This is a genomic window from Thalassococcus arenae (assembly GCF_019104745.1).
GTDB lineage: Bacteria > Pseudomonadota > Alphaproteobacteria > Rhodobacterales > Rhodobacteraceae > Thalassococcus_B > Thalassococcus_B arenae.
In genome coordinates, this window is record NZ_JAHRWL010000001.1 from 751,528 (window position 1) to 762,829 (window position 11,302).

The window sequence follows — 11,302 nt, forward strand, 5'->3', positions numbered from 1 at the left end:
GGTCCCCCGTGGCTGGCTTTGGCGCGGCGTTGGCGCAGCGGCGCTGTTACCGCTAACGGCGCGCCCTGCTTATTGTCCATTTCCCTTGCCCGCGCAACTGGCTATGTGATGGCGGGACAGATTGACACCGCCATGACATACCAGCCCTACCACATCGAAGGCGCAAGCCGGAACAGCCGATGGCTGATCACCTGCGACCATGCCGCGAATACCGTTCCGCCCGATCTGGGCGGGTCGCTGGGGCTGCACGTGTCCGACATGGCGCGTCATATCGCCTATGACGTCGGCGCCGCCGGCGTCGCGCGCGCCCTGGGCGACGCGCTGGATGCGCCGGTGATCCTGTCGGATTTCTCGCGCCTGGTGATCGATCCGAACCGCGGTGAGGACGACCCGACGCTGTTGATGAAGATCTATGACGGGTCGGTCATTCCCGGCAATCGCCATGCCGACGCCGCCGAGAAAGAGCGTCGCCTGAACGCCTATTACCGGCCCTACCACGATGCGTTGGCCGATCTGGCGGCGCGGCGGGCCGACACGGTGATCGTGGCGGTGCATTCCTTCACGCCGCAATTGCGCGGCCGGGCGCACCGGCCCTGGCATGTGGGGATCCTGTATGGCGACGATGCCCGCCTGTCCGATCCGCTGATCACCGAACTCGAGGCCGAGGCGGATATCGTGGTGGGCCGCAACCAGCCCTATTCCGGCCATCTGCCCGGCGATTCGATCTGGCGGCATGCCTTGCAACCGGGGCGGATGAACACACTATTGGAGTTGCGCAACGACCTGATCGAAGACGACGCGGCCCAGGCGCATTGGGGCGCGCGACTGGCACCGCTGCTGGAGCGCGCGCTGCACGCCTCGGGCGCCTGACAAAGGGAGACCGACATGGACGAACAAACCCGGATCGAGATCGAGGCCGCCGCCTTTCGCAGGCTGCGCCAGCATCTGATGCAAGACCGTCGGGACGTGCAGAACATCGACATGATGAACCTGGCCGGCTTTTGCCGGAATTGCCTGTCGCGCTGGTATCAGGAGGCCGCAAACGAGCGCGGCATCGCGATGGACAAGGCACAGGCGCGCGAGGTCTATTACGGCATGCCCTACGACGACTGGAAAGCGCAGCACCAGGAACCGGCCGATGCCGGGAAACAGGCGGCGTTCGAGAAGGCGTTCAAGGAAAACGTGACCGACAAGGGCGAGGGCTGAGGCCTAACTTTGCGATTGCGCGGCCTGATAGGCCGGGCGGGCGCGACAGGTTTCCAGATAGGCAGCCAGGCGCGGCGGCGCTTCGGGGAACTTGGCGTTCATCGCCCAGGTCAGGCAATGGGTCAGCACGATGTCGGCGATGGTGAAGGTGTCGCCCATCAGGTAGGGCCCCGGCAATTCGGCTGCGATGCGGGCGATGTTATGCGCATATTCCGCGCGGCAGGCGGGCTTGATGTCGGGCACCCGCGCCTCTTCGGGCAGGATGAAGCTGTGCCGCGCGGCGGTCCAGAGCAGGCCTTCCACCTCGTCCAGCACGCGGAAGGTCCAGGCATCCTGCCGCGCCCGGTCGATGGTCCCGGCGGGAAAGGTCAGCGCGCCATGCTTGTCGGCGAGATAGGTCAGGATCGCGCTGCTGTCGGGGATCACCGAATCGCCGTCCCTGAGGACCGGGATCTTGCCCAGAGGGCTGACCGCGCGCAATTCGTCCGATTGCGGTTTCGCCGGAACGTGGTCATAGGCGACGCCCAGTTCCTCGAGCAGCCAGATCACCCGGAAGGTGCGGCTGCGCGGGCTGCCGTAAAGCGTGTAGGACATGGGCGGATTTCCTTTCGCCGGGGGTCTCAGAGACGCGCGCCGTAATGCGCGACGCGGATGAAGCAGCGTTCCACCAACGCCATCGCGGGCGCGCGCTGGCCGGCGGAGCGCAGGGTCAGGTCGGTATCCATCAACTGGGTCAGCGCCATCTCGACGGCATCGGCGTTCCAGCGCCCGGCCTGCCGCAGCAGCCGGTCGCGGCGTGGGCCGAAAATCGGCGGGCGCAGTTTCTGTACCGCGTTGGCCGGGCCGCCCGGCGCCGAACACAGCGCGTAGAGCACCCGGAAATGCCGCATCGCGAGGATCAGCAGCGTCACCGGCGCCACCCCCTGCCCGTCCAGCCGCATCATCACCGGCGCCAGATCGCCGGTGCGGCCTTCGGCGACGATGTGGAATACCTCGTCGATCTGCGCCTCGATCGTGGCCGGCGCGTTCAGCGCCACCTCGTCGGGGGTCAGTGCCGAGTCGTCGTCCAACTTGTAGAGCGCGACCTTGTCCAGCGTCTGGCGGAAATCGCCGGGCGTCAGCGTGCGCGCCAGCGCCTCGAGCGTGGTCATCGCCTCGCGCCCGACATCGCGCAACCCGGCGCGTTTCAGTTCGGCCTCGATCTCGTCCCGGCCCATCGGGTCGTTGTAGAGCGCGGCGGCAAAGGCGTGTTTCGCGGTCTCGAACAGCTTGCGCAGGCTGGATTTGGCGGGCAGCGATCCGGCGGTCACGACGATCTGCGCGTCGCCCGGGCGCCAATCCTCGAGCGCGGCGGCGATCTGCGGCGCAACGGTATCGCCTGCCTCTTCGACAAGGGCCACGCGGGCGCCGGGAAAGAAACTCTGCGCCTTGACGGCATCGTCCAGCAGCGCCTTGTCGCGGCGCAGGTCGGCGGCGGACACGCGGGTCAGGCGCATCTCGTCGGCGCCTTGGGGGCCGATCAGCGCCAGAACCACCTCGGCGCGTTTCATCGCCACGCGCATCGTGTCTTCGCCGTAGATCAGCAGCCCCGCCGCATCCGGGTCGGGCTTGCGGAAATAGGCGTTCGCATCACGGCCCGAGAGTTTCATTCCGCAAGCGCGTCGGCGGACAGGATCAGCGCGTCGATCACCTGGTCGGCCAGGATTACCATCAGCCGGTCTTCGGCATCGCGTTCCGCGGCGAGGGTGGCCGCGGTCGATCCGGTGGTGGAATAACCGGTGAAGGCATGGGTCTTGCCTTCGATCACCGGGTCGGCTTCACCAGCGGCCTGCAGCGCGTAATCGGCCGTGCCGTTCAGGCGATACCGCGTGGTGCGCCCGTCCGAGATCGACCCAAGCCCCTCGCGTCGGGTTCTGAGGGTGACGGCCAGCTCGTACGGCCCGGCGGCGCGACCCATGCGTTCCTCGAAGCGGCGGTTGAAGACGAACCCGGACCGATTGCCGGGATCGCGGGTGGCGATGCGCCCCTGCAAGCGGCCGCCAGACCCGCCGGGCGCGTAGACCGGGGCGAACCCGCAGCCCGCGGTGGCCAGCGCGGCGGTCAGAAACAGCCTTCGGTCACACCACCACATTCACGATCCGTCCCGGCACCACGATCAGCTTTTTCGGCTGGGCACCGTCGAGCGCCCGCAACACAGCTTCGTGCGCCAGCACCTGCTTTTCAACCTCTTCCTTGGCCAAATCCTTGGGCACGGTCAGTTCGCCCCGGCGCTTGCCGTTGACCTGGATCGGCAAGGTGACGGTATCTTCGACCAGCATCGCCTCGTCGGCCCTGGGCCAGGGCGCGTCGGCGATCAGCCCTTCGCCGCCCAGCATCGCCCAGATGTCTTCGGACAGGTGCGGGGTCATCGGCGCCATGAGTTGGGCCAAAGCCAGCACGGCCTGCCGTTTCGCCGCGGACCCGGCGCGGGATTTCTGCAGCGTGTTGGTAAAGGCATAGAGCTTGGCGATGGCGGCGTTGAAGCCGAAGGATTCCACGCCCATCGTCACGTCGTGGATGGCCTTGTGCATCTCGCGCAAAAGCGCCTCGTCCTCGGCCGTCGGCGGCACGTCGCCCTCGGCGATTTCCGCGGCGATGCGGTGCACGCGGGCCAGGTGTTTCGCCGCGGCTTCGGCGCCGGCGGCGGTCCATTCCACATCGCGTTCGGGGGGCGAGTCGCTGAGGACGAACCAGCGCGCGGTGTCGGCGCCGTACTGGCTGATGATCGCCACGGGATCGACGACGTTGTTCTTCGATTTCGACATCTTGGCCGAGGGGACGATCTGCACTTCGGTGCCGTCCGCGAGATACCCCTTGCCGTCACGCAGGGTCACGTCTTCGGGGTAATGGTAGACCGGCCGATCGTTGGCGTCCCGCGTCTGATAGATCGCATGCGTGACCATGCCCTGGGTGAAGAGCGCATCGAAGGGCTCGATCGACTTGGCGGGCAGGTGGCCGGTGGCGTGCATGGCGCGGGCGAAGAAGCGCGAATAGAGCAGGTGCAGGATCGCGTGTTCGATGCCGCCGATATACTGGTCGACATTCATCCAGTATTCGGCCTCGGCCATGTCGGTGGGCGTGTCGGCATGGGGCGCGGTGAAGCGCGCGAAATACCACGAGCTGTCCACGAAGGTGTCCATCGTGTCGGTCTCGCGCCGGGCCGGTTTGCCGCAGGAGGGGCAGGCGCAGTCGCGCCAGGTCGGGTGGCGGTCAAGCGGATTGCCGGGCACGTCGAAGCTGACGTCGTCGGGCAGGACGATCGGCAGGTTCTCTTTCTTCTCGGGCACCACGCCGCAATCGGGGCAATGCACCACGGGGATCGGGCAGCCCCAGTAGCGCTGCCGCGACAGCCCCCAGTCGCGCAGGCGGAATTTCTCGACGCCGCGGCCCAGCCCCTTGGCCTCCATCCAGTCGATGGTGGCGTCGATCGCCTCTTGCCCGGTGGCCACGTCAAGCCCGGCAAAATGGTTGATCCACTTTACCTTTTCGGTCTTGGGCGGCACGAAGGCCTCGGTTGTGACCGGCTTGGGGTCGTCGAGCGCGACATAGGTGTCGATCACCGGCAGGTCGTATTTGCGGCAGAAATCGAGGTCGCGCTGGTCATGCGCCGGGCAGGCAAAGATCGCGCCGGTGCCGTAATCCATCAGGATGAAGTTCGCCACCCAGACCGGGATTTCCCAGTTCGGGTCCAACGGGTGCCGCACCTTGAGCCCGGTGTCGAAACCCAGTTTTTCGGCCTTTTCCAGCGCCTCTTCGGTTGTGCCGCCCTTGCGCATCGCCGCCAATGCGCGGACCAGTTCGGGGTTGTCGGCCTCGAGCGCCTTGGTCAGCGGGTGATCCGGCGACAGCCCGAGGAACGACGCGCCCATCAGCGTGTCGGGGCGGGTGGTGTAGACGTCGATCTTGTCGAAGCCGTGGGTCGGTTCGGTCAGCGCCCAGGAAAACTCCAACCCGCGCGACTTGCCGATCCAGTTCTGCTGCATCAGCTTGACCTTGGCGGGCCAGTTGTCCAGCCCGTCGATGGCATCCAGCAATTCGCCCGCCATGTCGGAGATCTTGAAGAACCACTGCGTCAGTTCGCGGCGCTCGACCTCGGCGCCGGACCGCCAGCCCTTGCCGTCGATCACCTGTTCGTTGGCGAGAACGGTCATGTCGACCGGATCCCAGTTCACCAGGGATTTCTTCCGGGTGATCAGCCCGGCATCCAGCATGTCGAGGAACAGCGCCTGCTGCTGGCCGTAATACTCCGGATCGCAGGTGGCGAACATGCGCGACCAGTCGAGCCCGAAGCCCAGCGGCTTCATCTGCGCGACCATGTCGTCGATATTGGCATAGGTCCATGTCTTGGGGTGGATGCCCCGGTCCATCGCCGCGTTCTCTGCGGCCAGCCCGAAGGCGTCGAAGCCCATCGGGTGCAGCACGTTGTGCCCGGTGGCCTTCTTGTAACGCGCGATCACGTCGCCCATCGTGTAGTTGCGCACATGTCCGATATGGATGCGTCCCGACGGATAGGGGAACATCTCGAGCACGTAGTATTTCGGCTTGTCGCCGGTGCGGGTGGCACGGAACGTGCCGGCCTCGTCCCAGGCGGCCTGCCATTTCGGCTCGATCGAAGCGGGGTCGTAACGCGACATGGTCTTTCCTCTGGCAACGGGGGCCGGTCTGAACTCGTGCAGCGTGATAGGGCGGGTCGCGGCGGGCGTCCAGTGCGTGGCGACATTTCAGCCACCGCCGCCGCGGTTTTCCACCGGTACGGCGCATCGAGATTGGCCAATCACGAAAAGACGTGACACAACGGCGCCGGATTTGTCCCTAAACTGCGATACCCATGAACATCCTCGTCATCCATCAGAATTTCCCGGGTCAGTTCAAGCATCTTGCGCCGGCCCTGGCGGAAGCCGGGCACAGGGTTGTCGCGCTGACCTGCAAGGTCAAGGAAGCGACAGGCTGGCGCGGGGTCGAGGTGGTGCCCTACGCGCTCGAGGGCAAGAACAGCCCGGAACTGCATCCCTGGCTGACCGATTTCGAGACCAAACTGATGCGCGGCACCAGCTGCCTGCAGGAAGCGGCGAAGCTGAAGGCGAACGGCTTTGAGCCCGACGTGATCCTGGCCCATCCCGGCTGGGGCGAAAGCCTGTTTCTCAAGGATGTCTGGCCGGAAGCACGGCTTGGGCTGTATTGCGAACTGTATCACCAGGCCACCCGGGAATTCGTCGCCTTCGACCCCGAGTTCCCCGGCACCAGCCCGTCAACCGATGCGATGCGCTTGCGGCTGAAGAACCTCAACAACCGCCTGCACGAAGAGATCATGGATGCGGGGATCAGCCCCACCCGGTTCCAGGCCGACACCTTTCCCGCGCATTGGCGCGAACGGATCACCGTGGCGCATGACGGAATCGATACCGCCGCCGTCAGGCCGAACCCCGATGCGCGGCTGGATCTGCCGGACGGCAGCACCGTCACGCGGGCGGACGAAGTCATTACCTTCATCAACCGCAACCTCGAACCCTACCGCGGTTATCACATCTTCATGCGCGCCCTGCCGGACATCCTGCGCCGCCGGCCCGACGCGCGGGTGGTGATGATCGGCGGCGACGAAGTGAGCTATGGCCGGCGCCCGCCCGGGTCAAAGTCGTGGAAACAGATTTTCATCGACGAGGTGCGCGGGCAGATCCCGGATGCCGATTGGGCGCGCGTGCATTTCCTGGGGCGCGTTCCCTATTCGCGGTTCCTGGCGATGATGCAGGTCAGCCGGGTGCATGTCTACCTGACCTACCCCTTCGTGCTCAGCTGGTCACTGATCGAGGCGATGGCGGCCGAATGCGCCATCGTGGCCAGCGCGACGACGCCGGTTCTGGAGGTGCTGGAGGACGGCAAGACCGGCGTCCTGGTCGATTTCTTCGACCGGGCGGGGCTGACCGAGCAGGTCTGCGCGCTGCTGGACGATCCGGCCAGGCGTGCCGCGCTCGGGCGCGCGGCGCGGGAATTCGCGATTGCGCAATACGATCTGAAAACCGTCTGCCTGCCGCGTCAGATCGACTGGGTCACGCGGCTGGCGCAGACCACGCCGCGCCCGCCCGTCACCTGATCAGAGCCGCCCGTCCTGTTCGCGCAACTGGCGGGCACGGGTCAGGATCGCGTCTTCGACCGCGCGCACGGTGGCGGCGGATGCCGGTCCCGACCGCGTCATCAGCGCAAGGTTCAGCGACCGGGCATCCAGCGCCGGGTCAGAGATCAGGATCGTCGCGCGATAGGCCTGGCCGCCGCCGGGCGGCGTGCCGAAGCCGGTGGTGATGACCCCGGTAAAGGGATCGACCGACTGCACCGGCAGGAAATCCAGCGTCTCGAGCGAGGCATTCCACAGGTATTTGTTCACCGCGCCGACGCGGCCGGGATCGGGGCGTTCGCGGAACAGGTCCCAGATCGTGCCGCGCGACCGGGTTTCCTCTTCGTTCGCCGCCGCTCGCCGCACGGGCGCCGCTTCGCTCGCGTCGTCACCGCCCCGGTTCTGGAACGCGCCGCAGCCCGACGTCAGCAATAGTACAGCCGTCAAGCCAGATGCCACGGCGAGTCGGGTCTGTTTCATGATCGGTCCCTCGTCCGGTTGGTCGCGGTTCTGCATACAAGCGGCGACCCTGCTCGACAAGTCACCATAGCAAAACCGGGCAATGGCGGAATCCTGCTCAATATCCGTAACATGACCGGGGCCACAGCGATGCTTGTGGCAATATCGCATCACTGAATTGCTTGTTGGCCGCGACGTCTGAGGATGGGTTGCCAATTGACGGGGTGCGGGCGCATAGAAGCGTCATCAAGGCCGGGCAACCCGGATTGGTATGTGCCTTTGAACACATGAGGGAAACAATGAAAAAGATCCTGTTTGCGACCACCGCACTGGTTGTGACCGCAGGCGTTGCTTCGGCCGAAGTGGCTGTGACCGGCTTCGCCGAATTGGGCGTCTTCAAAGACGAAAACCGCGTCAACGACGTCACGCAGACTCACACCGACATCGACGTCACCTTCAAGATGTCGGGTGAAGCCGACAACGGCCTGACCTTCGGCGCTTCGTTCGATCTGGACGAAATCGACGGCGGCGGCGACCGCACCGACGACACTCAGTTCGACGATGCAACCGTCTTCCTGTCGTTTGGCGGTGCCAAGCTGACCGTCGGCGACACCGACTCGGCATTCGACGCCCGTCTGACCGAAACCGCGATTGGCGACACGATCCGTGACGACCACACGGTGCACCCGGGCTACAACGGCAACAGCTACCTCGACGAGCGTCTCGATACGCAGGTCGTTCGCTTTGACTACACCTTCGACGCCTTCACCGGCTCGATCTCGGTCAACTCCGACGACAGCGGCACGCTCGACCCGACCTGGTCGCTGGGTGTGTCCTACAACGCCGAGCTGGCCGGTCTGACCCTGGGCGTCGGCCTGGGCTACATCAAAGCCGACAGCGATGCCCCCGGTGTGTATGACGAGATCATCGGTCTCAGCCTGAACACCACCTTCAACAATGGCCTGCGCGCGATTGTGAACTACAGCCATTGGTCGGACAACACCTCGGGTGGTGCCGACGATGCCAACCACTGGGGCATTGGCCTGGGCTACACCATGAACGCCCTGACCGTGAGCGCCAACTACGGCATCTACGACTTCGACAACGATCTCGAGAACTCGGGCTGGGGTCTCGTGGCCAACTACGATCTGGGCGGCGGTCTTGTTGCTCAGTTCGGCGCAGGCGGTGGCGACTGTGACGTCGTCGTCGGTGAGTGCGCAGCGGTTGGTGACTACGAAACCACCTACTCGCTCGGCCTGGCGATGTCCTTCTAAGGACACCGGTCACCGAACATGGAAGAGCGGGCCTTGCGCCCGCTCTTTTCTTTTTGGCAGGCACCCGCTAGCTCTCGGGAAAGACGAGGGACACGCATGCTCAGCCTGCCGGCCGCCGAGAAACGACGCCTTTTCGCCGAAGCGCTTGCGCATCGCAAGGCACGGCGCTTTGACGCCGCGAAGGACATCTTGAAGCGCTTGATGCTGTCCGAACCCGGCAATGCCGAACTGCATTTCCTGATGTCGCAGGTCGCCTACGACGAAGGCGATCGCGATCAGGCGCTGCAGCAGATGGCCGAGGCGACGCGCCACGCGCCCGAAAACGCCAAACTCCTGACATCGGCGGCCGAACGGTTCGCGCAACTGCAGGCCAACGACCTGGCGCTGGCGGCCTTCGACCGGCTCATCGCGCTGGACCCCAAGGCCGTCGCACCGCGCGCCAACCGGGCAAGGCACCTCCAGGTGATGGGCCGGCTGGACGAAGCCGAAGCGGAGCTGCGCAAGCTGATCGCCCGCCACGAAGCCGACCTGGAACTGTACCGTATCCTGCTGGGCACGGTCCGCCCGAAACCCAATGACCCGATCCTGCGCAAGATGGAGCGTTTCTGGACATCGTCGCGGATGAATGACGAGGCCCGGATGAACCTTGGCTTTGCCCTGGCCAAGGCGATGGAAGACACCGGTCAGTTCGATCGCGTGTTCGGCTTTCTGGCGGCGGCGAACCAGGCGCAGCGCAAGCTGGCCCCCTATTCGGCCGAAACGCTGCGCGCCGAGACCGACCGTCTTCTTGCGGCGCAGGACGGGGCAGAGCTGACCCCTGCGGACGGTGTCGCCGAGATTTCCAGCGTGTTCGTCTGTGGCATGCCGCGATCCGGCACGACGCTGGCCGAGCAGATCCTGGGCCAGCACAGCGCCGTCACCGCGGGTGGCGAACTCGGCCATGCCTATCGGCAGGCGATTCTGACTTTCGGCGATGGCGACGGGTTGAAGCCGCTGTCGTCACTGTCGTCGAAATCGCTTCGTCTCTGGGCGGATCGCTATCAACGGATGGTGCGGCGCGATACCGGCGCGACGTCTCCTGTCGTGACCGACAAGTCGATGCGCACCGAACGCCTGTTCGGCTATATCCGCCGCGGTATCCCCGGTGCCGGAATGATCGTCATCCATCGCGATCCGCGCGATATCGCCTTGTCGATCTACAAGAACCATTTCGCGCTTGGCACACATCGCTATGCCAACGACCTTGCGGATATCGCGTTCGTTATCAAGCTGTTCAGACGGTCGGTGGCCCTGTGGCGCGACCGGATGCCCGGCATCGTGCACGAGGTCCGATACGAAGACCTGGTCATGGACCCCGAGCCGCATGCACGCGCGCTGGTGGCCGCCGCCGGGCTGGATTGGCAAGAGTCGTGCCTGCGGATCCAGGACAGCAAGAGCACGGTCCAGACACTGAGCCTGGCGCAAGTGCGCCAGCCGATCCATGCCGGCCGCCGACAGGCGTGGCGGCGCTACGAGACGGAAATGGCGCCGTTCATCGACGCCTGGGGAGACGAGCCATGGGATTGACGGATATCCGACAGCGCGTGGCCCGAGCCGCGCAGGACGCAGGGCGCGATACCGCCGACATCCGCCTGATCGCGGTGAGCAAGGTGCAGCCGCTGGAACGGGTCGAAGCGGTGCTGGAGCAGGGCCACCGGGTCTTTGGCGAGAACAAGGTGCAGGAAGCGCAGGGCAAGTGGCCGGATTTCAAGGCCCGGTTCGACGGGATCGACCTGCACCTGATCGGGCCGCTGCAGACCAACAAGGCGCGCGCCGCGGTCGAATTGTTCGATGCCATCCATTCGCTCGACCGGCCCAAGCTGGCCAACACGCTGGCGCGGCTTGCGCAGGAGCGCGGCGTCTGCCCCGATCTGTTCATCCAGGTCAACACCGGCGAGGAGCCGCAGAAGGCCGGTGTGCTGCCGGATGCCGCCGACGCTTTTGTCGCCGAATGCCGCGCGCTGGATCTGCCGGTGCGGGGCCTGATGTGCATCCCTCCGGTCGACGAGACCCCGTCGCTGCATTTCGCGCTGCTGGCCAAGATCGCGGCACGCAACGGTCTGGACGGGCTGAGCATGGGCATGAGCGCGGATTTCGAAGAGGCCATCGCGCTTGGTGCCACGCATATCCGCGTCGGTTCGGCCATCTTCGGTGAACGCGCTTCCGGCTGAGCGGCAAA

Annotated in this window: 11 protein-coding genes; 6 read left to right on the forward strand and 5 right to left on the reverse strand. The window is 65.6% G+C overall.

Features of this window, described 5'->3' with window-relative positions; translation table 11 throughout:
* Positions 1-132 precede the first annotated feature (132 nt).
* Together KUH32_RS03710 and KUH32_RS03715 are read left to right on the forward strand one after the other, a co-directional pair.
* The gene (locus KUH32_RS03710) at positions 133-870 is read left to right on the forward strand and encodes an N-formylglutamate amidohydrolase (RefSeq protein WP_217776716.1); all 738 of its coding nucleotides are present in this window, start codon (positions 133-135) and stop codon (positions 868-870) included.
* Between the two features lie 15 nt (positions 871-885).
* The gene (locus tag KUH32_RS03715; protein ID WP_217776717.1) at positions 886-1,206 is read left to right on the forward strand and encodes a DUF1244 domain-containing protein; all 321 of its coding nucleotides are present in this window, start codon (positions 886-888) and stop codon (positions 1,204-1,206) included.
* A gap of 3 nt (positions 1,207-1,209) precedes the next feature.
* Here the strand turns inward: KUH32_RS03715 and KUH32_RS03720 are convergent, their stop codons facing one another.
* From KUH32_RS03720 to leuS, 4 genes are read right to left on the reverse strand one after another with little or no spacing between them, the layout of a single operon-like run.
* The gene (locus KUH32_RS03720) at positions 1,210-1,800 is read right to left on the reverse strand and encodes a glutathione S-transferase family protein (RefSeq protein ID WP_217776718.1); all 591 of its coding nucleotides are present in this window, start codon (positions 1,798-1,800) and stop codon (positions 1,210-1,212) included.
* Between the two features lie 26 nt (positions 1,801-1,826).
* Positions 1,827-2,855, reverse strand: a complete 1,029-nt coding sequence (holA, locus tag KUH32_RS03725) for a DNA polymerase III subunit delta (RefSeq protein ID WP_217776719.1) — start codon at positions 2,853-2,855, stop codon at positions 1,827-1,829.
* Positions 2,852-3,337: an LPS assembly lipoprotein LptE gene (lptE, locus tag KUH32_RS03730; RefSeq protein WP_217776720.1), complete on the reverse strand. Its 486-nt coding sequence runs from the start codon at positions 3,335-3,337 to the stop codon at positions 2,852-2,854. The genes holA and lptE overlap by 4 nt, the downstream gene beginning before the upstream one ends.
* Positions 3,324-5,879, reverse strand: a complete 2,556-nt coding sequence (gene leuS / locus KUH32_RS03735; protein WP_217776721.1) for a leucine--tRNA ligase — start codon at positions 5,877-5,879, stop codon at positions 3,324-3,326. The genes lptE and leuS overlap by 14 nt, the downstream gene beginning before the upstream one ends.
* A 194-nt stretch (positions 5,880-6,073) precedes the next feature.
* On the opposite strand from leuS, the gene KUH32_RS03740 reads away from it, so the two are divergent.
* A complete protein-coding gene (locus tag KUH32_RS03740; protein WP_217776722.1) occupies positions 6,074-7,333 on the forward strand; it encodes a glycosyltransferase in 1,260 nt (419 codons plus the stop codon).
* Here the strand turns inward: KUH32_RS03740 and KUH32_RS03745 are convergent, their stop codons facing one another.
* Positions 7,334-7,831 carry a DUF3576 domain-containing protein gene (locus KUH32_RS03745; protein WP_217776723.1) on the reverse strand — a complete coding sequence of 166 codons (498 nt, stop codon included), beginning with the start codon at positions 7,829-7,831 and terminating at the stop codon, positions 7,334-7,336. It abuts the gene before it with no gap.
* Between the two features lie 278 nt (positions 7,832-8,109).
* Here KUH32_RS03745 and KUH32_RS03750 point away from each other — a divergent pair, with 278 nt between their 5' ends.
* The 3 genes from KUH32_RS03750 (at position 8,110) to KUH32_RS03760 (ending at position 11,294) form a co-directional block, all read left to right on the forward strand.
* A complete protein-coding gene (locus KUH32_RS03750; RefSeq protein WP_217776724.1) occupies positions 8,110-9,084 on the forward strand; it encodes a porin in 975 nt (324 codons plus the stop codon).
* Between the two features lie 96 nt (positions 9,085-9,180).
* A complete protein-coding gene (locus tag KUH32_RS03755) occupies positions 9,181-10,650 on the forward strand; it encodes a tetratricopeptide repeat-containing sulfotransferase family protein (RefSeq protein ID WP_217776725.1) in 1,470 nt (489 codons plus the stop codon).
* The gene (locus KUH32_RS03760; RefSeq protein WP_217776726.1) at positions 10,641-11,294 is read left to right on the forward strand and encodes a YggS family pyridoxal phosphate-dependent enzyme; all 654 of its coding nucleotides are present in this window, start codon (positions 10,641-10,643) and stop codon (positions 11,292-11,294) included. The genes KUH32_RS03755 and KUH32_RS03760 overlap by 10 nt, the downstream gene beginning before the upstream one ends.
* Positions 11,295-11,302 lie beyond the last annotated feature (8 nt).